22 protein-coding genes are annotated in these 21,440 nt (G+C 70.9%); 12 read left to right on the top strand and 10 right to left on the bottom strand.

Annotated features, from left to right (window positions below):
* Positions 1 to 2: 2 nt before the first annotated feature.
* The gene (locus ABZ904_RS02015) at positions 3 to 377 is read right to left on the bottom strand and encodes a cupin domain-containing protein (protein ID WP_360994195.1); all 375 of its coding nucleotides are present in this window, start codon (positions 375 to 377) and stop codon (positions 3 to 5) included.
* A 92-nt stretch (positions 378 to 469) separates the two neighbouring features.
* On the opposite strand from ABZ904_RS02015, the gene ABZ904_RS02010 reads away from it, so the two are divergent.
* The 5 genes from ABZ904_RS02010 (at position 470) to ABZ904_RS01990 (ending at position 8,709) form a co-directional block, all read left to right on the top strand.
* Positions 470 to 916: a MarR family winged helix-turn-helix transcriptional regulator gene (locus tag ABZ904_RS02010; protein WP_359391672.1), complete on the top strand. Its 447-nt coding sequence runs from the start codon at positions 470 to 472 to the stop codon at positions 914 to 916.
* A gap of 193 nt (positions 917 to 1,109) precedes the next feature.
* On the top strand, positions 1,110 to 1,967 hold the full coding sequence (locus ABZ904_RS02005) for an alpha/beta fold hydrolase (RefSeq protein ID WP_359391673.1): 858 nt from the start codon (positions 1,110 to 1,112) through the stop codon (positions 1,965 to 1,967).
* Between the two features lie 801 nt (positions 1,968 to 2,768).
* Positions 2,769 to 7,040 (top strand): Pls/PosA family non-ribosomal peptide synthetase, encoded by a 4,272-nt coding sequence (locus ABZ904_RS02000; protein WP_361820570.1) that lies wholly within the window; start codon positions 2,769 to 2,771, stop codon positions 7,038 to 7,040.
* A 28-nt stretch (positions 7,041 to 7,068) separates the two neighbouring features.
* On the top strand, positions 7,069 to 7,815 hold the full coding sequence (locus ABZ904_RS01995) for a BPL-N domain-containing protein (protein ID WP_359391675.1): 747 nt from the start codon (positions 7,069 to 7,071) through the stop codon (positions 7,813 to 7,815).
* Positions 7,816 to 8,160: 345 nt separating this feature from the next.
* The gene (locus tag ABZ904_RS01990) at positions 8,161 to 8,709 is read left to right on the top strand and encodes a DUF4142 domain-containing protein (protein WP_360994207.1); all 549 of its coding nucleotides are present in this window, start codon (positions 8,161 to 8,163) and stop codon (positions 8,707 to 8,709) included.
* A 187-nt stretch (positions 8,710 to 8,896) separates the two neighbouring features.
* Here the strand turns inward: ABZ904_RS01990 and ABZ904_RS01985 are convergent, their stop codons facing one another.
* Both ABZ904_RS01985 and ABZ904_RS01980 read right to left on the bottom strand, forming a co-directional pair.
* Positions 8,897 to 9,559, bottom strand: a complete 663-nt coding sequence (locus ABZ904_RS01985; RefSeq protein WP_359391677.1) for a response regulator transcription factor — start codon at positions 9,557 to 9,559, stop codon at positions 8,897 to 8,899.
* 14 nt (positions 9,560 to 9,573) lie between these two features.
* Positions 9,574 to 10,788, bottom strand: coding sequence for a histidine kinase (locus tag ABZ904_RS01980; protein WP_359391678.1), 1,215 nt, complete (start codon positions 10,786 to 10,788; stop codon positions 9,574 to 9,576).
* 107 nt (positions 10,789 to 10,895) lie between these two features.
* Between ABZ904_RS01980 and ABZ904_RS01975 the strand changes: the two genes are divergently transcribed.
* The 3 genes from ABZ904_RS01975 (at position 10,896) to ABZ904_RS01965 (ending at position 13,331) form a co-directional block, all read left to right on the top strand.
* A complete protein-coding gene (locus tag ABZ904_RS01975) occupies positions 10,896 to 11,837 on the top strand; it encodes an ATP-binding cassette domain-containing protein (RefSeq protein ID WP_361820565.1) in 942 nt (313 codons plus the stop codon).
* Positions 11,838 to 11,839: 2 nt separating this feature from the next.
* Positions 11,840 to 12,574, top strand: a complete 735-nt coding sequence (locus ABZ904_RS01970) for an ABC transporter permease (protein WP_360994217.1) — start codon at positions 11,840 to 11,842, stop codon at positions 12,572 to 12,574.
* 433 nt (positions 12,575 to 13,007) lie between these two features.
* Positions 13,008 to 13,331 (top strand): hypothetical protein, encoded by a 324-nt coding sequence (locus ABZ904_RS01965; protein ID WP_361820563.1) that lies wholly within the window; start codon positions 13,008 to 13,010, stop codon positions 13,329 to 13,331.
* A gap of 88 nt (positions 13,332 to 13,419) precedes the next feature.
* Here the strand turns inward: ABZ904_RS01965 and ABZ904_RS01960 are convergent, their stop codons facing one another.
* Together ABZ904_RS01960 and ABZ904_RS01955 are read right to left on the bottom strand one after the other, a co-directional pair.
* Complete coding sequence (locus ABZ904_RS01960; protein WP_360994220.1) at positions 13,420 to 13,524, bottom strand: DUF2000 family protein; 105 nt, start codon at positions 13,522 to 13,524, stop codon at positions 13,420 to 13,422.
* Between the two features lie 284 nt (positions 13,525 to 13,808).
* Positions 13,809 to 14,471 carry an MBL fold metallo-hydrolase gene (locus ABZ904_RS01955; RefSeq protein WP_361820559.1) on the bottom strand — a complete coding sequence of 221 codons (663 nt, stop codon included), beginning with the start codon at positions 14,469 to 14,471 and terminating at the stop codon, positions 13,809 to 13,811.
* Between the two features lie 320 nt (positions 14,472 to 14,791).
* Here ABZ904_RS01955 and ABZ904_RS01950 point away from each other — a divergent pair, with 320 nt between their 5' ends.
* Complete coding sequence (locus ABZ904_RS01950; protein WP_360994226.1) at positions 14,792 to 14,962, top strand: hypothetical protein; 171 nt, start codon at positions 14,792 to 14,794, stop codon at positions 14,960 to 14,962.
* 120 nt (positions 14,963 to 15,082) lie between these two features.
* Here ABZ904_RS01950 and ABZ904_RS01945 read toward each other — a convergent pair whose 3' ends face one another.
* Positions 15,083 to 15,217, bottom strand: a complete 135-nt coding sequence (locus ABZ904_RS01945; RefSeq protein WP_359391685.1) for a hypothetical protein — start codon at positions 15,215 to 15,217, stop codon at positions 15,083 to 15,085.
* A gap of 172 nt (positions 15,218 to 15,389) precedes the next feature.
* Here ABZ904_RS01945 and ABZ904_RS01940 point away from each other — a divergent pair, with 172 nt between their 5' ends.
* Positions 15,390 to 16,043, top strand: coding sequence for a class I SAM-dependent methyltransferase (locus ABZ904_RS01940; protein WP_359391763.1), 654 nt, complete (start codon positions 15,390 to 15,392; stop codon positions 16,041 to 16,043).
* Between the two features lie 11 nt (positions 16,044 to 16,054).
* Here ABZ904_RS01940 and ABZ904_RS01935 read toward each other — a convergent pair whose 3' ends face one another.
* Both ABZ904_RS01935 and ABZ904_RS01930 read right to left on the bottom strand, forming a co-directional pair.
* Positions 16,055 to 16,555: a DUF402 domain-containing protein gene (locus ABZ904_RS01935; protein ID WP_361820556.1), complete on the bottom strand. Its 501-nt coding sequence runs from the start codon at positions 16,553 to 16,555 to the stop codon at positions 16,055 to 16,057.
* Positions 16,536 to 17,465, bottom strand: a complete 930-nt coding sequence (locus ABZ904_RS01930) for a GNAT family N-acetyltransferase (RefSeq protein WP_361820553.1) — start codon at positions 17,463 to 17,465, stop codon at positions 16,536 to 16,538. The genes ABZ904_RS01935 and ABZ904_RS01930 overlap by 20 nt, the downstream gene beginning before the upstream one ends.
* 70 nt (positions 17,466 to 17,535) lie before the next feature.
* Here ABZ904_RS01930 and ABZ904_RS01925 point away from each other — a divergent pair, with 70 nt between their 5' ends.
* Complete coding sequence (locus ABZ904_RS01925) at positions 17,536 to 17,904, top strand: GntR family transcriptional regulator (RefSeq protein ID WP_359391688.1); 369 nt, start codon at positions 17,536 to 17,538, stop codon at positions 17,902 to 17,904.
* A gap of 21 nt (positions 17,905 to 17,925) precedes the next feature.
* Here the strand turns inward: ABZ904_RS01925 and ABZ904_RS01920 are convergent, their stop codons facing one another.
* Together ABZ904_RS01920 and ABZ904_RS01915 are read right to left on the bottom strand one after the other, a co-directional pair.
* Positions 17,926 to 18,711 carry a DUF72 domain-containing protein gene (locus ABZ904_RS01920; protein WP_360994235.1) on the bottom strand — a complete coding sequence of 262 codons (786 nt, stop codon included), beginning with the start codon at positions 18,709 to 18,711 and terminating at the stop codon, positions 17,926 to 17,928.
* Between the two features lie 41 nt (positions 18,712 to 18,752).
* Positions 18,753 to 19,847, bottom strand: a complete 1,095-nt coding sequence (locus tag ABZ904_RS01915) for a DUF5925 domain-containing protein (RefSeq protein ID WP_359391690.1) — start codon at positions 19,845 to 19,847, stop codon at positions 18,753 to 18,755.
* Positions 19,848 to 20,004: 157 nt separating this feature from the next.
* On the opposite strand from ABZ904_RS01915, the gene ABZ904_RS01910 reads away from it, so the two are divergent.
* On the top strand, positions 20,005 to 21,420 hold the full coding sequence (locus ABZ904_RS01910) for a xylan 1,4-beta-xylosidase (protein WP_361820619.1): 1,416 nt from the start codon (positions 20,005 to 20,007) through the stop codon (positions 21,418 to 21,420).
* Positions 21,421 to 21,440 lie beyond the last annotated feature (20 nt).

The following is a 21,440-nucleotide window of genomic DNA, read 5'->3' as shown; positions in this document are numbered from 1 at the left end:
GGTCAGCGGGCCCACGGGGGAGCGATCCGCGTACCGTCGGCGAGTTCCGCCTCCAGACCGATGGAGGTGGTGACCCAGGAGACGGCGACCTCACCCGTCGGATTCTCGACGCCGAGGGTCGTACCGGGATTGACGATCACCGTGTCCCCCGCGGTGATCCGCTCGGTGCGGCCGTCGAGCGTGATCAGCAGCTCACCGCTGAGCAGATGGAAGATCTCCTCCCGGCTGACCGTGTGCGAGGGGGCGCGGGTACCGGCGGGGATCTCGCCGCGCCAGGCGCACAGTTCCTTGCTGCCGGTCGAGGAAGTGGCGTACGCGACGAAACGGGCTCCGTGTATCTCGTGGGTGACGGCTTGGCGGGAACGGACGACGGGCATGGACGCCTCCGGAGAGAGATGGTCAAGTTGCTTGACTACCAGACTATGGTCAAGCAGCTTGACCATCTGGTCAAGGGTGTTTCAATGCCTGCGTGCAGAACTCCGAAGCCATGGCCCTGTCCGCCGCCCTGCTCGCCGTCGCGGGTGAGCTGACCCAGCGCATTCATGCCGGTGTTGTCGCGCGGGGCTTCGAAGGGCTGCGGCCCGCACACGGTTTCGCGTTCGCCCGGCTCGCCCCGGACGGCGCGACCGTCACGGAGCTGGCCGCCCACCTCGGGGTGACCAAGCAGGCGGCGAGCCAGCTCGTGGACGAGATCGTGCGCAAGGGGTACGCCGAGCGGCGGCCCCATCCCGGGGACGCTCGCGCCCGGCTGGTGGTGCTGACCGAGCGCGGCCGCGCCTGCACCCGGGCCGCCGAGGAGGCCGCGGCCGAGGCGGTGGGGTCGTGGGCGGAGCTGCTCGGAGAGTCCGAAATGCGCTCACTGCTGCGTCAGTTGCTGTCCATCGCACCCTATGGGCCGGTCAGGCCCGCATGGTGACGGGTCGTCACATACGTTCAGCCCATTACCAGATGCCGCTGGTGTGGTGGGCTATCGGTGAAAGTTTTTACTGACGCGTAACTTCCCAGAAGACCTACTCGTTCGTAACTTGACGAGTGCACAGCATCCTCGTGATCCGGATCACAGGACGTAGAGCCGTCGCACCCCCCATGAGCCACAAGGAGATCACCCGATGCTGCCCTGGAAACGCCTGCTCAGACCGCTTGCAGCGCTTCTGCTGACCGCCTCGGTCGCCATCGTCCCGGCCGCCACGGCCGAAGCCGCCGCCCCGAGCAGCGGCTGGAACGACTACTCCTGCCAGCCGTCCGCAGCCCACCCCCGCCCCGTCGTCCTCGTCCACGGGACGTTCGCCAACTCCGTCGACAACTGGCTGGCCCTCGCCCCCTACCTGGAGAGCCGCGGCTACTGCGTCTTCTCCCTCGACTACGGCCAGCTGCCGGGCGTCCCCCTCTTCTACGGGCTCGGCCCCATCGCCACGTCCGCCGAGCAGCTCCAGACCTTCGTCGACAAGGTGCTCGGCGCGACCGGCGCCTCCAAGGTCGACATCGTCGGCCACTCCCAGGGCGGCATGATGCCGCGCTACTACCTCAAGTTCCTCGGCGGCGCCGCCAAGGTGAACGCCCTCGTGGGCGTCGCGCCCGACAACCACGGCACCACCCTGAGCGGACTGGCCAACCTGCTGCCGTACTTCCCCGGCGCCGAGGAACTCCTCTCTGCCGCCACCCCCGGGCTCGCCGACCAGGTGGCGGGCTCCGCCTTCCTGGCCGAGCTCAACGCGGGTGGGGACACCGTGGCCGGCGTCCACTACACGGTCATCGCGACCAAGCACGACGAAGTGGTCACGCCGTACGGTTCGCAGTTCCTCAGCGGGTCCGACGTCAACAACGTCCTGCTGCAGAACCTGTGCGCGCTCGACCTCTCCGAGCACTTGCTGATCGGGCTCACCGACCGGATCGCCTTCCATGAGGTGGCCAACGCGCTCGACCCGGGGCACGCCACGCGGACGACCTGCGCGTCCGCGTTCAGCTGACCCCTGCTGCCTGCCGACCACCGCGAGACGTCCGCAGCCGTCCCCAGCGGCTGCGGCCGTCGCCAGGGCCTGTCCGACCTGAGCCGCCGGACAGGCCCCGGAGTCTCACCGCCCGCGCCGGCCGCCATCCGACGCGCGGTCACGGACCGACGCGGACAGGGCCGCGGTGAGCACGAGCGGGACCACGCCGACAGACGGCTCCACAGCCGGATGTGACCTGCGGCCGATCCCGTGGGGGGCGATCAGCAAGCTAGCCCCGGCAGCCGTCGAAGTCGCCTGCCGGGGGCGGAGGGAAGAGATCCTTATGGCGCCGTTAAGGCAGGCCTAACCGAGCGCTGAGGGAGAGGGGTTCGAAGGCCCCGGCTCACCTGCGTCTGTGCGGCGCCATCGTCCGTGGCAGTCCGTGTTCGTCCGCAACCAGACGCCGTGATGGGCTCCCAGAATGGCTCCCTCGCGCGGAGAGGACACCGGGACAGCACTGTGGCGCCCGCCCTTTTGCGGCTCACCTCCGCTCGATGTCGCCATCGATGCCGGATTCCGTGGTGCGCCCCCTCGTCGCGCCGGCCAGTCGCTGATTGCCGACGGCCCCCGTCCCGCGGATGACCCGTCTCGCCCCGTCCGTAGATGACCGCCCCGACACGGCCCGTTTCACGGATCGGCCCACCTCGCCCTGCCCCGTCCCACGGATGGGCCCCGGCCCTGCCCGCACGAAATGCAGCCCGCACCCTGAGAAAACGGGCAGGTCAACGAGATGCCCGGACCGGAGATGCGATCACCGGGGTTCGGCGATGCGATGGAGTCATGGCCACGACCAAGCGGGGCGCGGCGCGCCTGCACTGCCTCTTCGAAGCCAGCTGTGACCGGGTGCCCTCGGCAACGGCACTGGAGTGCGGGGAGCACGTCCTGACCTACGCCGAACTCGACGCCCGCGCCAATCGGCTCGCGCACCTTCTCCGTGGGCTGGGCATCGGCCAGGGGTCCCGGGTCGCGATCCTGCTGCCGCGATCGGTGGACATGTACGCCGCGCTGCTGGCGGTGGGCAAGGCGGGCGCCGCGTTCGTACCGGTCGACCCGACGGCGCCCCCGGACCGGGTCGCCTTCATCACGGCGGACGCGCAGGTGGACGCGGTGCTGACGGTGTCCGAGCTGGCGGCCGGGCTGCCGGCGGAGGTGTCGGCGGGGGTGTCGGACCGCGTGAAGCCAAGCCTCAGGAAGCCGAACCTCCGGGAGCCGAACCTCCGGGAGCTGGACCGCGAGAAGCCGGACCTCGGGGAGCGGACGCGGCTGGTGGAACTCGACCGGTGCGGGGCCGCGTTGGCCTCCGTGCCGGCCACCCGGCCGGACACGCCGCATGTCCGGGATGGGGCGACAGGCGTCCGGCGGGGAGCGGCGGGCCTGCGGGCCGACGAGCCCACCGCCTGCACGGCCGGCGACGACCCCCTCGCCTACATCATGTACACCTCGGGCTCCACCGGCCGTCCCAAGGGCGTGGCCATCGCGCACTCCAGCATCTGCAACTTCCTCGACGTCGTCCCGGACATCTACGACATACGTCCGGAAGACCGGGTCCACCAGGGCATGATCATCGCGTTCGACTTCTCCATCGAGGAGATCTGGCCGACCTGGACGGTCGGCGCAACCCTCGTCGCAGGGCCTGTCGGCTCCGGAACCGGGCTGTTCGGCGCCGAACTGGCCGACACGCTGGAGGAGTCCGGGATCACGGTGCTGTACTGCGTGCCGACGCTGCTGGCGACGATCCCCAGAGACCTGCCGGGGATCCGTACCATCGTGGTGGGCGGCGAAGCCTGCCCGGCTCAGCTCGTCGAGCGGTGGAGCCGGCCGGGGCGCCGGATCCTCAACACGTACGGGCCGACGGAGACGACCGTCACCGCGACCGTCACGGAACTCCGGCCGGGGCGGCCGGTCACGATCGGCACATCGCTGCCCACCTACACGGTGGTGCTGCTGGACGACCGTCGCCGGTTGGTCCCCGCGGGGGCGGTCGGCGAAATCTGTGTCGGCGGTCCCGGTGTCGCCCGGGGCTATGTGGGGCGTCCGGAACTGACCGCGGAACGCTTCATCGAGCACCCGCTGGCCCCCCGGGACAGCCGGCTCTACCGCACCGGCGACCTCGGCCGGCTCACGGTGGACGGCGAGATCGAGTTTCTGGGGCGGGCCGACGACGAGGTCAAGGTCCGGGGATACCGCGTCGATCTCGGCGAGATCGACAATGTGCTGCTCGAAGATCCCGGCGTGGCCGAGGCTGCCACCGCGCTCGTCGCGATACCGGACCAGAACGGAGCGGGGAACCGCCGGGAACTGTCCGCATACGTGGTGCCGACGGCACATGGCACGGCGCGGCGGACCGGCACGGTACGGTCCGGGACGGGGGACGAGGATGCCCTGATCGCCCGCCTGCACGGGCACCTGCGGCAGCGGCTCCCCGCCTATATGGTCCCGCACTTCCTCGACATCCTGCCTCGGCTGCCCGCCTTGCCGAGCGGCAAGGTGGACCGGAAGCAGCTGCCCGCCCCGACCGGCCGACGGCTGGTCAGCGGGGGGCGTGTGAAGGCCCCGCGGGGCGAGTTGGAGACCCAGGTGCGGGACGTCTGGGCGGAGGTCTTCGGCATCGCCCCCGACGCGCTGTCCACCGAGGCGGACTTCTTCGTCGATCTCGGCGGGCACTCGCTGATCGCCGCCCAGGCCGTGTCGCTGCTCCGCGGCCGGGGCATCGGGGCCGGCGTCGGCCCCACCCTGCGCGACCTCTACGCCAACCCGACCGTGGGCCGGCTCGCCGCACGCCTGGACACGCCGGACGACACCGCCAGGATGCGCGGCGAGGGCCCGGTCACCGCTGTCGACGGCTCGCCCTCGACACCCCTGGCCCGCCCCGGTCCGCTCCGGCACGGCAGCGGCCGGATCGCCGCCGCCGGTCTGGTCCAGGCCGGAGTGATCTACCTCCTGCTCTCCCTCGTCACCCTCCCCTTCGCCGGTGTCGACAGCTGGCACGGGGGACACGTCACCAGCGGGACGGTCCCCGTGCAGTCCGTACTCGCGGCACTCATCAGCTACTTCGCCATCCGCTGGCTGCTGCCCGCCGTCCTCGCCCGCCCCCTCGCCGCCGGCATCCGGCCGGGCCGATACCCCCTGTGGGGCGCGACCTACATCCGCCTCTGGGCGCTCGCCCTGCTGCTGAGAGTCAGCCCGCTGCCCGAGCTGAGCGGCTCCCCCCTGGTGGGGTGCTATCTGCGGCTGCTGGGCGCCCGGATCGGGCCGCGGACGACCCTCGCCACCAGCGCCGTCCCGCTGCCGTCCCTGCTCCAGGTCGGCGCGGACGCCTCGGTCGGCTACGGCGTCACGCTGGGCGCCTGGCGGGTGGCGGACGGCTGGGTGACGGTCGCCCCGATCGACATCGGCCCCCGCGCCTACGTGGGCGCGCACGCGGTACTGGAGCCGGGCGCCCATATGGAAGCCGGTTCCGGGCTCGGCGAGCAGTCGGTGCTCGGCGAGGGCGAGGTGGTGCCGGCCGGGGCCCGCTGGGCCGGATCGCCGCCGGTCCCGGTGGAGGCGCTGGCCCCGCACATCGAGGACATGCTGCGGGCCGGCGGCACGGCCGAGCGCCGACGGCCCCGGTATGTCGCCGCGGCGCAACTCGGCGTCGTCCTCCTCGAAATCCTCAGGCTGGCCGTCGCGCTGCCGAGCGCCGCGCTGATCTGGTTCACCTGGCTCGCCTGGGGCACTCCGCTCGCGGTCCTGGCCGCCCTCGTCCTGGCGGGCCCGCTCTACGTCGTCACCGCCTGCGCCGCGATCGCCCTCGCCAAGCGGCTGGTGCTGCGCCGCTCCCCGGTCGGCACCCACCCGGTCCGTTCGGCCCTGGGCATCCGCAAGTGGCTCTCCGACAAGCTGCTGGAATCCAGCCTCGCCATCACCAACTCCCTGTACGCCACCCTCTACACCGTCCCCTGGCTACGGCTGCTGGGTGCGCGCATCGGCCCCGGTGCCGAGGTCTCCACCGCCTCCCATCTCGACCCGGACCTGCTCGCGCTCGGCGAGGGCAGCTTCGTCGCGGACATGGCGGGGGTCGGCGGCGCCGCCTTCGCGGGCGGCCGAGTCGACTGCCGACCCACCGAGATCGGCCGCCACGCGTTCGTCGGCAACGCCGCGTACCTGCCTGCCGGGACGCGGACCGGGCCGGGCTCCCTGATCGGCGTCGGCACTGTTCCTCCGCAGGACGGGGTGCCCGCCGGCACCTCCTGGCTGGGCTCGCCCGCGATCCACCTTCCGCAGCGCCAGAGCAGCGGCAACTTCCCCGAGGAGCTGACGTTCCGGCCCACGCCCAAGGCGGTCCGCCGCCGCCTGGCCATCGAGTTCTTCCGCGTCACCATGCCCGCGTCCGTTCTGGGTGTGACCGCCTTCCTCTTCTTCCTCGGCCTCTCCGGCGTCGCCCACGACACCGGCCCGGCCCTCTCCGTCCTCCTCGCCCCCCTCCTCCTCATGACCGCAGGCCTGACCGTCATCGCCTACTGTGCCCTGCTCAAACGCCTCGTCATCGGAACCTACGAGCCGCACGTCGCGCCCCTGTGGAGCTGGTTCGTCCGCCGCACCGAGTTCGTCACCGGTCTCTACGAGGCGGCCGCCGTCCCGGCCGGTCTCGCCACTCTCACCGGCACCCCGTTCCTGCCGCCCGCGCTGCGCCTGTTCGGCGCGCGGATCGGCCGGCGCACGTGGATCAGCACCACCTTCCTCACCGAGTTCGACCTGGTCGAGGTCGGCGACGAGGCGGAGATCGGCCCAGGCGTAAGCCTGCAGACGCACTTGTTCGAGGACCGGGTCATGAAGATGTCGAAGGTCACCGTCCGGGCAGGCGCCACCGTCGGCAGCCGCACGGTCGTGCTGTACGACGGGGTCGTCGGCGAAGGCGTCTGGCTCGACGCTCTCTCCTTGGTCATGAAGGGCGAGTACCTCACCCCCGGCACGGCATGGCGCGGCGTCCCCGCCCAGGGCCGGGCCCTCCGTCCCGCCGACGACCCGTCACCCCAGCCGACCCCTCGCCACACCAGGCGCTCCCGGTGACGACCACCAACCGTGGCGGTGAGTATCCATGCCACCTGCTTCCGACTTCCTCGACTCCCTTCGCCGGGCCTTCGGTGCCCGGAGCACCCCGGAACAGCCTCCGCTCCCCGCTCCCGGCGGGCGCCCCCTGGCCCTCGTCTACCGAGGCCCGGCCGCCCGCCCCGCCGGCTGCTCCGAGGCGGTCGCCGCACTGCTCGCCTCCGGCCCCTGGGACCTCGACGTCCGCTACACCGGACCGCACGAGGAGATCCCGCTCTCCGCCGCGGCCCTGGCCCACGCCCACGTCTACGCCCAGCCCGGCGGGGGCTCCCTCTCCGCCGCGTACCGCCGCCTGAAGAAGCACGCCGACGAGATCCGCGACTACGTCCACGGCGGCGGGCGTTACCTGGGCTTCTGCCTGGGCGGCTATCTGGCCGGCGCCACCCCCGGCTTCGCCCTCCTCCCCGGCGACACCGACCAATACATCGCCACACCCGGCGCCACCGTCCGCAACGACCGCGACACCCTGGTGGAAACCACATGGCGCGGCATCCCCCGCACTCTCTACTTCCAGGACGGCCCGCACTTCATCCTCGACCGCGACGCCGGCGTCACCATCCTCGCCACCTATCCGAACGGCACCGTCGCCGCCCTGGTCACCCCCTTCGGCAACGGCCGCGTCGGCGTCGTGGGCCCCCACCCGGAAGCCACCGACGCCTGGTTCCTCGACGAGGGCCTCTCGGTCCACCACACCCACGACCTGGGGCTGGACCTGGTGGGGGCAGTGCTGGAGTGACCAAAGCCCGCTCCCGCACGGCAAGTTGAATGCCCGGCGTACGGGGTGGAACGCGTCGTATCCCTCGGTCGCCGCCCGGGGCCCTCGCGTTTTCCGGACAGGTGTCTGACCGTCCGTTTCACGCGGGGATCCGCAACTTCTCGTACTCGGCGTGGACTACGAAGGTCGTACGGTCCGTCGCCGAGGATCGACGCCCGACCACCACCGAAGCCGACAGAGGCGCCCGGGTCCTCAGTTGCCGAGGACCTCGACCGGGTGAACCATGTCATAGGTACGGTTTGTCACGCTTCGAGTAATAAGGATGAGGTTTCGTCGAGGATTGCACGTGCGACCTGTGGAGGACTCATGTACACGACTCGATTCCGTGCACGTTCCGCCGCCGTCTGCGCCGCCACCCTGTGCGTCATGGGTGCCACGTCGCTCCCGGCCCTCGCTTCGTCGTCGTTCTCGCTGTCACCGGTCTCCACCCTGGACGGGCAGCTCCTGACCGCGGCCCATCAGGGAAACCTGTGGGAAATCACGGTCAGTCAGCAAGCTCAGCGCGCCGCGACCACCGCCTGTGTCAAGCGGGTCGGCGCCGACTTCATCCACGACCACACCGCCCTTGACGCCGGTGTCGTCAAGACCGCGGCAAAACTCGGCGTGGTACTTCCGTCCGGGCAAACGGACGCACAGCTGAGGCAGACCGCCGCCCTCGAGGCCCTCGCCGGGACGCCCGCCTACGATGCCGCGTGGCTCAAGGCCCAGTACCCCGCCCACGTGGAGACCCTCGCGCTCATCGACAAGGAGATCACCTCGGGTACCAACCCGCTCGTGAAGTCCCTGGCCAAGAGCGCGCGCCCGGTGGTCGCACGTCACACCCAGATGGTCAACAACGGCATGTGCCATGCGTAGGGGCCCTCATCCTCGGCCGCACCGCGGCTACTCTGACGCCCAGAGCGGTTCAGCGACCTGGCGCGGATGCCGAACTGGCTTCCATGCCAAGCACTTCGGTTGATGCCGCAACGTAGGGGGCGACTCACGGGCGCGTACAGGTGCGCCTGGGCGCGGACAGGTGCAGGCTCCGGTCGCCGCCCGATCCTCAGCCCGGGGAGACGAAGCCGGACTCGTAGGCCGCGATGACCGCCTGTGTGCGGTCCCGTGCGTCAAGTTTCGCCAGTACGGAGCTCACGTGCGACTTGACGGTCTCGGTTCCCACGACCAGGCGCGCGGCGATCTCCGCGTTGGACAGGCCACGCGCCATGAGACGCAGCACGTCCCCCTCCCGCTCGGTCAGTGCGGCACGCTTCATGGCGGTCCGGGCCGCAGCATTGCCGTGGTCCCGGCCGTAGGAGGCGGCCAACTGCCGCACCGCGGCCGGGAACAGCAGGGAGTCGCCCTCGGCCACCAGCCGTACGGCGTGCACGATCTCCGCCGGCCGTGCCCGCTTGAGCAGGAAGCCGTCGGCGCCCGCGCGTAGTGCCCCGTACACGTACTCGTCGTTCTCGAAGGTCGTCACCACCACGATCTTCGGCGGGTCCGGCACCGTGCGCAGCACCGTCTGCGTGGCCTCGATGCCGTCCATCAGAGGCATGCGTACGTCCATGACGACGACGCCGGGGCGTAGTTGCCGTACCAAGGGGATGACGGCGGCCCCGTCGGCGGCCTCGCCCACCACTTCGATGTCCGGTTGGGCCTCCAGCACAGCGCGCAGGCCGGCCCGTACGAGCGGCTCGTCGTCGACCAGGAGAACGGTGAGCGGCATCCGGTCAGCCTAGATCACCGCAGTGGCAGATCGACGTGCAGCAGCCACTGGCCGCCGTCCTGCCCAGCCCGGGCCTCGCCGCCGAGCATCGCGGCACGCTCACGGATTCCGCGCAGCCCGCTGCCACCGCCCGTGCCGGCCATCGATGCCTCTGCAGGCAGCGGATTGCGTACCTCGAGGCGCAGACGCGCCTCCTCCACAGCGATGCGGACGCCGATGCGGACGGGGCCTGCGTGCCGCAGCACATTGGTGAGAGCCTCCTGGAGCATCCGGTAGGCCTCACGGGAGACCGGCCCCGGAAGGTGCTCCAACGTCCCGGTCACCTCGGCGTCCACCCGCGCACCCGAAGACCGCGCGGACTCCAGCAGACGGCTCGCCTCGCCGAGAGCCGGCCGGGTACCGGCCGGCCGCCCCGTCTCGCGCAGCACGAGCAGGACCCGATCCAGGTCCTCCAGCGCGGCCCGTCCCGTCTCCTCGATGGCCTCCAGCGCCCGATCGGTGAAATCCGGGTCGCCTGCCGCCCGGGCAGCACCCGCCTGCACCACGGCCAGAGTCAGCGCGTGGCCGAGGGTGTCGTGCAACTCCCGTGCGATGTGGTTGCGTTCCAGCAGTTGTTCGGTGCGCTTCTCCAACTCGGACAGACGCTCCTTGACCGACGGCCCGAGCAGCCGGCGAGCAGCCCGGGCCATGAGCGCACCCGCCCCTGCGGCCACCATGACGAGCGCCAGCACGGGCACCGGTGCCAGCAGGACGTACACCCAGCCCGCACCGGAAACGTGCAGGATCGGGTCGGCGAGGCCGGGATCCTCGGCGGTCGCCCCGGCAAGCGACAGTGCGAGCGTCATCAACTCGTTGGTCACCAAGGCCATGGCGAGCCCCGTTTCCAGACGCAGGACCAGCCAGGCACCGGTTCTGGCCCGGTCGGTCCATGAAGCGGAGGAGACGGTGGAGACACCCGGGTCCTCGTCGGTCCTCACACGAGCGTGAGGACCGGGAAACAACATCAGCCGCGCCTGCAGCCCCTCCGCACGGCGGACCGAGGGCACCACGGCGGCGGCCAGGACCAGGGGGACCGGAAGGACCGCGATCAGCAACCAGTCGTCCAGCGACGGGTCAGTCAGCCCCGGATAGACCATGGCGCAGGCGAACGGCACGATCGCACCCACCAGCATGTGCAGCCAGCGGGTGTACGTCACCGCACGTGTCAGCGGCAGCAGGAGGCCAGGCATGCCGTCATCGTGGCAGAGCGGCAGGGGCCGGCGTCTCCCCCGCGTGGGGGAGACGCTCTCCTCCAGCGGGGGATGCCCGGCCGCGCTGCCCCGGCCACGCTGAGGCCATGACCAGCATCGACGTCGAAGACCTCACCAAGGAGTACGGCGGCACCCGGGCCGTCGACCGTCTGACGTGCAGCATCGGACCAGGCCGGGTCACCGGGTTCCTCGGGCCCAACGGCGCAGGCAAGTCCACCACCATGCGACTCGTACTCGGCCTCGACCACCCCACCTCCGGCACCGCCACGGTCGACGGCCGCCCCTACGCAGCGATTCACGAGCCCCTGCGCACGGTCGGCGCCCTGCTGGACGCGCAGGCGGCCCACGGTTCCCGCACCGCCCATGACCAGCTGCGCTTCCTCGCCGTCAGCAACCGCCTCCCGACCCGCCGCGTGGACGAGGTCCTTCAGGACACTGGTCTCGCCCCCGTGGCACACCGCCGCATCAGAACCTTCTCGATCGGCATGCGCCAGCGGCTCGGCATCGCCACCGCGCTCCTCGGTGATCCGCCCGTGCTCATGCTGGACGAGCCCACCAACGGCCTCGACCCGGAAGGGATCGTCTGGATCCGCCACTTGCTGCGCCGACTCGCCCGCGAAGGCCGTACGGTCCTGGTCTCCAGCCACCTGATGAACGAGACCGCGGCCTTCGCCGACCACCTCGTCGTCCTCGGCCGCGGCCGGCTCCTCGCCGACATCCCCACACGGGACTTCATCGAACAGCACAGCCACGCACGCGTACGCATGCGCACCAGTGACCCCGCCCGGCTGCGGGCCACACTGCTGGCCCAGGGACACACGGTCGCGGAAGACGACGACGGCCGATGGGTGGTCGAAGGCGCCACAGCCGAGCAGGTCGGAGCCGTCGCCGCCCGGGAGGGCATCCCCGTTCTCGAACTCACCGACGAACGCGCCTCCCTGGAGCAGGCCTATTTCGCTCTCACGACGGCCGAGACGGAATTCGCCGCCGCGGCTCCCACGTCCGCGACCGTCCAGCAGGAGGCCTGACCATGTCCGTCACCGCGGTGCTCCACTCCGAGTGGATCAAGATCAGGTCCGTCCGGGCGAGCTTCGGATCGCTCATCGCGGTCTTCGCCGCCACGCTGGCCATCACCCTGCTCGTCTTCGCCACCGTCGGCCGGGCGGAGGCGCAAGGTGGCGGGGATCCCGTCTTCGGGGCCTTCTACGCGATCAACTTCGCGCAGATCGCCGCGATCGCCTTCGGGGCCACCGCCGTCTCCTCCGAGTACGCGGGCGGTGCCCTGCGGATCTCCCTGTCGGCCGTGCCGCACCGGGGCCTGTTCTACGCGGCCAAAACGGCAATCGTGGCCACCGCCGCCCTCGTCGTAGGGCTCGCCACCGGGTTCACCACTTTCCTGGTGGGCCAGGCGTTCCTGGGGCAGTACGCCATCGGCCTCGGCGAGCCAGGAGCACTGCGGGCCTGCATCGGCGCGGGGATCTACCTCACTTTGATGGCCCTGTTCGCCGCGGGACTCACCTTCCTGCTGCGCAGCGCCGTCGCGGTGCTGAGCCTGCTCGTCCCGTTCATCCTGATCGTGTCCTTCGTGGTCGGAGACATCGCCGAGGGCGCCGCCGCCTGTCTTCCGGACCGTGCTGGACAACAAGTCCTGCACCAGGACCCGGCGGGAGGCCTCGGCCCTTTGACAGGTCTCGCAGTGACGGCGCTGTGGGCGGCAGCCGCGCTCCTGGCCGGTTGGCGGGCCGTGCGCCGACGCGATGCCTGACACTCCGGTACGTGTCACTCTCGCCGAGCGGGTGACGGCACCATGAGCGAGTTCATTTCAACCTGGCGGCGCGGTCCGTCCCGTTCGGTCCTTGGGGGGTCCTTTTCTGAACTGGCCTTCCGGGCGGGTGGTGTTGGACGGCCCGTCGAGTTCGACGCGCATTCGACCGGCACGCTCCGGCCGTGCGGGATGCTGCCGGTCCGAGGGCATCTGCATCGCCCGGGACGGGGTGTGTGGCGGGCGCGGCCTCTTCACCTCGGCCTCTCGGCTGCGGCCGCAGCTATTCCCAAGCAACTTCGATCAATAACTCACAGTGACTGTCTCATCACTCTAACGGGTGGCATCGGATGGCGGCTCCATCCACCCCGTTCCTAGCCTGGGCTCATGCGTTCGATTCGACTGGAACGCATGAACCACTCAAGGAGGTCAAACCATGACCCGCACCAAGTTCCTCGCCCTGGCCGCCGCCCCCGCCCTGGCCGTCGCCCTGGCGTCCCCCGCACTGGCCATGAGCATGACCGACCCGCCCCCCGTCGCGAGCAGTTCGGTCGAGTCCATCGCCGGTGGCCAAACCAAGGTCGTCACGGTCACCTGCCCCGCGGGCACCGGCGCCCTCAGCGGTGGCTGGAACGTGTCCTCCGCCAGCATCGACGTGACGGGCAACCGTGCGGTGAGCCCGACACAGTGGCAGATCCAGTTCCAGAACGAGTCGCAGCAGTCCGGCAGCGTGCAGGCTTTCGCTCGCTGCGCGCTCTGACGGCGGACACTCGCCGTGGCAGGCCTTCCCGTTCACCGCCAGGGGCGCTGAACGGGAAGGCCCTCGCCGCCGCGGACTCGATCCTGGCTCAGGGCATGAGGAGCAGCTTGCCGACGATCTTGTCGACGCGGCTGCGCGGGCCGACGATGCTGACCGCGCAGTAGTCCATGTCCTCGGTCTGGGTCTTGCCCACGGCGGCGATGAAGTCGCTGTAGACGCGGGTGCTCTGAACGCCGCGAAGCCGCCGGCGTGCAGACCACGATGGTCTACGAGCACGTTCAGCCCCGCTGCATCGAGCCGACCCGTCCGGATCGCCCCCGCTCCTCGCGCAAAGTCCGCTGACTGGTCTCCTCACCGCGCTCGCGCATCCGACCGCCATGACCACCGGCACGGCGGCAGGCCTGATTGAGCGATCAGGAAGGGCGGTTGAAGGAGCCGGCCGGCTCAGGACGGTGGACCTCAGGCTCAGGGGCGAAGTCAGAGAGACAGCGCACGCACGAGCGCGGCTCGGTCTGCCGGTGCCCCGTGCGCCGGGAGCACGACCTCGACCGGCAGCGCGAGCAGCGGGCGCAGTCTTTCGACGACCTGCTGGCGTGTGACGCCGCCCCGCAGCCAGTCGTTGATCTGCAGGCCGTGGCCGAAGTCGACCAGAGTGTCTCCGGGGATCAGGGCCGCTGCGCGGTCGGCCCAGAGCCCAAGGTCGTTGTGCTCCCTGCCGGCAAGCGCCTCGATCCCCATCGGCAGCCGGTCGCCCGCCGCGTACAGACGCCCTTTGCCGCTGTCCCCGGTGAAAAGCCAGGCGACGTCAGGGCTGCCTCCGCCGGCCTGCTCGTGCGTGATGCCGAACTTGCGTACGAGGTCGTCGGCGGTGTCGGGCGGCGGCACGAACACCGGCGTGTCGAGGCTCTCGACCAGGCTCCGCGTGTCGCGCTCGTGCCACGGCGCGGTGAGCACCACCACCGGCTCGCGGTCGGCGGCGAGTTCGAGGAGTTCGTCGGGAACGGACAGCGGGTCGAAAAGGAGAAGGCGGGCGCCGTCGTCGATGGCGTACGACGAGACCGGCTCCGGCCACCGTTCGTCCGGCGTCCAGTCCGGGTGCGGCGCGTGCCAGTGCCAGACACCGGTCGCCACTTCGCGCATGCGTGGACCCTACTGGCGCTCGGCGTCCGGTGAACACCCCTTCAGAATCCGCGAAGTCACGGCTGACGGAGCCGCCCGAGGCCCCCTCCCGGCCCGGAGGAGGGGGCCTCGTGTGAGCTGAGCGGCAAGGCATTTGGCCCCCGCGCGGCCCGTCCGGCCCGGAACCGGCGGGCCGACGTCGCGGGGTAAGCGGAACCTACGCCTCCCTCGACCGAAACGGAAGACCTAATTCCTCTTGTTCTTCGACGTGCACCGACGCAATCTGAACCCCCCACGCACTGCACAACCTGAACCCCCCACGCACTGCAAGGGAGCAGACCATGGGCCGCGCCACTCAGACCCACCGCGTCGTCGAGTACTGGACGGACAAGGGCACCCACGTGATCTTCCCGGTCGAGCGAAGCGAGGAAGTCGACCGCATGACCGACCGGCAGGTGATCGCGAAGTACGGGGACCCCGAGGCCGGGGCGGTCAAGCGCGTCGCCTCATAGGCGGGTCGCCGACTCGCCGCGTGCGCGGACGGTCCACGGAGCCGCGCGGCCGACGTGGTGCCGGGCAGAGGCAGCTGCCCTTCAACACGGGCGCGGGGCAGGGGTGGCGAGCGGACCGGCTCAGCCGTCCGGCCACCACACACGTGCGATGTCCTTGCGCACCTCTTTGCGCTCGACCGGGCGCTCGTCGGCCCCGTCGCGCACTCGGCGGGAGTCGGACCTCTTCAGGGGCTTGTGCACGGTCACTCGGCGCATGGCTGCCTCCTTGTGTCTACCGGGTTCCGCGTTTGGGTGGAGGTAGACCCTTTTGGCGAGGGTTGCTCATAGATGGCTGTCTGTCTGTGGCGGCTGTCACGATTCGACTGTCAGTGGTGCCTGTCACCCTGGGGTCATGACCAGGCATATGACCAGGTACATGACCAAGAACATGGCCAGGAACAACCGCTCCGAAACCTCGGGGGGTGGCTCGGGCGTGGACTGGGACGCCGCGGCCGCCGCCTTCGACGACGAGGCGGACCACGGGCTGCGCGATCCCGTGGTGCGTGAGGCGTGGGACGCGCGCATGGGCGAGTGGCTGCCGCAGCAGCCCGGTGACGTGCTGGACCTGGGCTGCGGCACCGGCAGCCTGTCACTCCTCGCCGCCGAGCGGGGGCACCGGGTGACCGGCGTCGACCTGTCTCCGGCCATGGTCGCCCTCGCCCGGGCCAAGCTGGCCGGCCGTGACGCCGTGTTCCTTGTCGGTGACGCGGCGGCCCCTCCCGTCGGCGAGCAGCTCTTCGACGTCATCCTCGTCCGTCATGTGCTGTGGGCCCTGCCGGATCCGGGCCGGGCGCTGCGGCACTGGCGGGGACTGCTGCGTCCCTCGGGCACCTCCCATGCGGTCGGCAGCGGGGGAGGACGTCTGGTCCTGGTGGAGGGAGTATGGGGGACGACAAGTCCGGTGGGCGTGCCCGCGGACCGCCTGACCGCCCTCCTCGCACCCCTCGTGCGGGACATACGTGTCGAGCCGCTGTCGCACGACGCCCGGCTGTGGGGGAAAGAGGTGGACGACGAGCGGTACGCGGTGGTGGCGGTGACCTGACCGCCGGCGGCTCAGGCCAGCAGGTTCCCGAATCCGTCCCCGCGGGCGAGGAGTTCGAGGGCGTCCAGGGCGCGCACGGCGGCCTCGGCGGCGTGCGGGTCCCGTGCCGCCAGGCCGCTCGCCGCGAACTCGTCCTCGTCCAGGCGGAGTACGGTGCCGCCGTCTGCTGAGCGCCACAGGTCCAGGTCGAGGTCCTCGACGACCAGTTCGCCGCCGGAGAGCGCGGCGGGGCGGGTGATGTCGCAGTACCAGCCCTTCAGGGTGCCCTGCCCCGTGCGTACCTCCTTGACGGCGTACCAGCGATCGCGCCAGTAGTACTCGGTGAAGACGTCACCGGGCTCGAACCGCACGAAGCCGAAGTCGCGCACGCCGTCGCCCGCCCAGGGCGCGCGGACGGTGATCCGGGTGCCGTCGTCGTGCAGCAGCTCAGCGGGGTAACGGATCTTCACACGGCCCGACTTGACGAGGGCGACGTCCACCCGGTCCGCGGCGTCAGCCGAGTTCGCGGACATGGCGCACCTCCGTCGCGCGGATCTCGTAGCCGAACCACTTGTTGATCGCGATCATCGGGCCGTTGCCGGCGTCGTTGCCGGTAAAAGCCTCGGTGTACCCGGCGGCCCGGGCGCGGTGCAGGGAGTGGTTCTTGGCGAGCTTGGCCAGGCCCCGGCCGCGGAAGGCACGGGCGGTGCCGGTCATCACCGTGCCGTAGCGGACGCCTCCGTCGGTGCGGGCCATGCTGAAGGCGACGGGGCGGCCGTCGACCACCGCGACCGAGGTCAGCTCCGGGCTGAACAGGGGGTGCCGCCAGGTCTCCTCGAGCCAGACCTCGTATTCGGTGAACTCATGGCCGATGTCGCTCGGTTCGTCGGAGATCGTCTCCGCGTCGAGACGGAACAGGGGACGGGGGTCGTCGGCGAAGTCCGATCCCGTGCGCAGTTCGACACCCTGCGGGGCCTCCTCGAGTGGGGGAAGGTCGTGGTTCGCGAGGTCGAGGCGGAGGAAGTGCGCCGAGCGGCTCGGGCGATAGCCGTGCCGTTCGGCGAAGGCGCGGTTGCCCGGCTCGTCCAGGACCCAGGCGAAGACGGTGGTGGCGCCCACGGAGGCCAGATACTCCTCACCGGCCCGCACGAGAAGCGATCCCGCGCCGCGACGGGTGCGATCCGGCTGCACGTAGATGTTGAGGTACGCCTGGCCGGGCTCCGAGCTGTCGTGAGCGAGACCCACCTGGGCCGTCCCGATCGTCTCGCCGTCCTCCTCGGCCACGAGCGGGCGGTAGTGGGCGTCGGGGTGCATATGGCCGATGTCGTAGCCGATCGACTCCGGGGTGAACAGAACGAAGGGGAGGGCCAGTCGCCGGACCCGGGCGAATCCCTCGGCGTCGGCTCGTACGGAGGGGCGTAGGTCGCGCACGCTGATGGTCATGGGCGTGCACGCTACGCGGGGCCGGTAGGGGAGTCCTCCCAATTTTCCGCGGGTGCGGGACAATCGGCGCGTGACCTTGAAGATCCACATCACGGAGGCGGGTGCGCCGTACGAGCAGGTGCGCGCACAGATCGCCGAACAGGCCCGGTCGGGGGCGCTCCCGGTGGGATACCGGCTGCCGACCGTGCGCGGGCTCGCCGAGTCGCTCGGTCTCGCGCCCAACACGGTGGCCAAGGCCTACCGCGCGCTGGAGACGGACGGGGTGATCGAGACGCGGGGGCGCAACGGCACGTTCGTGGCTGCCGCAGGCTCGGCCGCGGAGCGGGAGGCGGCGGCAGCCGCGCAGGCCTACGCCGAGCGGGTGCACCGCCTCGGGCTCAGCGAGGCCGAGAGCCTGGCAGCGGCCCGGGACGCCCTGCGGGCGGCCTACGGGGGGTAGCCGCACCTTCCGGGGCCGGGTTCACAGCTGTGCCGTGTCCGCCGTCCGCAGACGCCGTGGCGTGCGGGTCACCGCCAGCCCTCCCGTCGCCGCCACCCGGGCGAACACCGACGCGTCCAGGACCGCCGCCGCGTGCGGGTCGTTGTTGAAGTAGGCGTAGACGTCCTGTTCGTCGGGCCAGGCGGCCGCGATGCGGTGGACCCAGGAGATCAGGGACCGGCGGCCGTAGTGCGGCCACGGCCGGGCGCGGCCCGCGTGGAAGCGGACGTATCCCCAGTCGGCGGTCCGCCACAGCGGGGTGACCGGGCGGGAGAGCACATCGGCCCAGCACAGCGCCGCGCCCCTGGCCTCCAGCACCTCGCGCACCTGCGGGGTCCACCAGGAGTCGTGGCGCGGTTCGACCGCCACCCGGGTGCCCGGCGCGAAGCAGGCGAGGCAGTCGTCCAGGAGGCCCGGGTCGGCGCGCAGACTGGGCGGCAGCTGGAGCAGGATGGGGCCGATCCGGTCGCCGAGTCCCGCCGCGTGGCTCATCAGGCGGTGCACCGGCTCCTCGGGCTCCTTCAGCCGCTTGATGTGGGTCAGATAGCGGCTCGCCTTGACCGCCACCACGAAGTCCGGCGGAACCCGCTCCCGCCACGCCTCGAAGGTCTCCTGCGACGGCAGCCGGTAGAACGCGTTGTTGATCTCGACCGTGGCGAACCGTCGCGCGTACTCCTCCAGCCACAGCCGCATGGGTACGTCGGCGGGGTACAGGACGTCGCGCCAGTCCTTGTACTGCCACCCCGACGTGCCGACGAACAGGGTCATACGTCCATCAAAGCACCGACAGCGGGCTTCCACCGGCAGGGCTACAGGTACAGCCCCGAGTCCGCTCCCGCCCGCGGGTCCGGCACCGACGCCGGAGATGTGCCCCGCCGCAGCGCGTACAGCTCCGCCAGCGACGCCCCGTCACGGCCGACGCCCTCGTCCCGGCCCAGCCAGCCCACCGCCTCGGAGCGGGTCAGGTGGCCGACCTCGATCCGGGCCAGGCAGCGGCCGGGGCGGACGACGGCCGGGTGCAGGCGCTCCAGGTCCTCGTTCGTGGTGACGCCCACCAGGACGTTCCTGCCCTGCCCGAGCAGTCCGTCCGTCAGGTTCAGCAGCCGGGACAGCGCCTGGCCCGCCGTGTGCTTGGCCTCGCCGCGGATCAGTTCGTCGCAGTCCTCCAGCAGGAGCAGACGCCAGCGGCCCTTGCCCGCCCCGTCCTCCTCGCCGATCGCGATGTCCATGAGGTAACCGACGTCTGAGAACAGACGTTCGGGGTCCAGTACACAGTCCACCTGGCACCAGTCACGCCACGAGCGGGCCAGTGTGCGCAGCGCCGAGGTCTTGCCCGTGCCCGGCGGACCGTGGAGCAGCAGCAGACGGCCCCCGATGTCCTCGGGCGTCGTCTTCATCAGACGGTCCATGGCGTCCGCCACCGGCGCCGTGTAGTTGGCCCGGACCTCCTCCCAGGTGCCGGCCGTGATCTGGCGTGTCGTGCGGTGCGGGCCCCGCCTCGGCGACACGTACCAGAACCCCATGGTCACGTTCTCCGGCTGCGGCTCGGGTTCGTCCGCCGCGCCGTCCGTCGCCTGGCTGAGCACCTGTTCGGCCAGTTCGGCGGTGGTCGCGGTCACCGTGACGTCCGCACCGCGGTTCCAGCGCGAGATCAGCAGCGTCCAGCCCTCGCCCTCCGCGAGCGTGGCGCTGCGGTCCTCGTCGCGGGCGAGCCGCAGCACCCGGGCACCCGGTGGCAGAAGCGTGGCCCCGGAGCGTACGCGGTCGATGTTCGTCGCGTGCGAGTACGGCTGCTCGCCCGCCGCGAAGCGGCCGAGGAACAGCGCGTCGACGATGTCGGAGGGTGAGTCGCTGTCGTCGACGTTGAGCCGGATCGGCAGCGCGTCGTGTGGGTTCGCGGACATGCCGCCATGATCCGTCACGTGGGCGCCCCGTGCATCCGGTTTCCGAGGTGCGTCGGGTGTGTCGGCTGTGTCCCGTGCTTCCGGTACGTCCTGTTACGGGGATGTCGTATGACAAAACCTGCCCCTGGGTCGACCTCCGCCGTTACTGTTGTCCATGATGGGATGTCATGGGTGGGTTTCGGGGGGTCGGTGGTGGCGCCTCACCGCGCTGCTGGGCGCGGCCGTGGTCGCACTGGCCCTGGCGGTGACGCTCGGCACGCTGCCCGACGGCGGAAGCCTCAGAGGTACCACCACCGAGGGCGAAAAGGTGCACGGCACACCGGGCACCCCGCCCGAGAACACGGCACCCGACGTCGGCTGGGGCTTCACCCACACCCAGTTCAGCGCCGACGACGGCAGCGACGGAGCCACCCGGCGGGTCGAGGACCTGCTGTCGGCGAACCGGATGCCGCAGAACCAGCACCTCATGGGCTGGGGTGCCGGCAACCCCGAGCCGGTCAAGGGGCATTACGACTTCGCGGAGATGGACCGCCGCATCGACTTCATACGGGAGTCGGGTAGCACCCCGGTCGTGACGCTGTGCTGCGCCCCGGACTGGATGAAGGGCGGCCGAGCGGGCGTCGACAGGACCGACTGGAGCCAGGCCGCGCTGGAGACCGCCCCGACCCGCGACCACTACAAGGACTTCGCGGCTCTCGCCGCAACCGTCGCCAAGCGGTATCCGGACGTCCGCCACTTCGTGGTCTGGAACGAGTTCAAGGGCTTCTGGAACAACTCCCGGGCCCGCTGGGACTACGAGGGCTACACGGAGCTGTACAACCTCGTCTACAAGGCGCTCAAGCAGGTCAACCCCAAGATCATGGTGGGTGGACCGTACCTCGTCATGGACAGCGTCGACCCGCGGCAGCAGCACGACGCCTCCACCACCCTGCGCGGGCCGTGGGGGGCGATGGACCAGCGGGTCCTCGACGCCTTCGACTACTGGAACGAGCACAAGGCGGGCGCCGACTTCGTCGTCGTGGACGGCTCCAGCTACACCGACGAGAACGAGCTGCTGCCCGACGAGTTCGGTGCCACCGACAAGCTCACCGATGTCAGCGCCTGGGTACGGCGCCAGACCGGCGACCTGCCCCTGTGGTGGGCCGAGTACTACGTGGAGCCCTCCGACGGCAACGACGACCGCAAGGGCTGGAGCGAGGACCACCGGGTCGCCGTGCAGGCCGCCGGGATGATCGCCATGGTCAAGGGCGGCGCCACGTCGGGTTTCTACTGGAACCCGGAGGAGGAGAGGGGCCCCGGCTGCCCCGGCTGCCTGTGGTCGCCGACCGACTCCGCGAACGGCGGAAGACCGCTGCCCATGTACGACCTCGTCTCCCGGTTCGGCAAGGAGTTCCGGCCGGGGACGAAGTACACGACGGTCCAGGTCGCCGAGGACGTGACCCCCGATGTGCGCGTCCTCGCCACCGACAAGGCCGTTCTGGTGGTGAACACCCAGGGCCGGACGATCAGCGCCGGGATCGACGGCAAGAAGTTCGACATGAAGGCGTACGAGGTGAAGTGGCTCGAGCGGTGAGCCGCCGCACCCCGTAAGCC

This window comes from Streptomyces sp. NPDC046900, from assembly GCF_040644975.1.
Lineage (GTDB): Bacteria > Actinomycetota > Actinomycetes > Streptomycetales > Streptomycetaceae > Streptomyces.
Note: the sequence above shows the minus strand (reverse complement) of the source record. Positions and strands in the feature narration are given on the sequence as shown.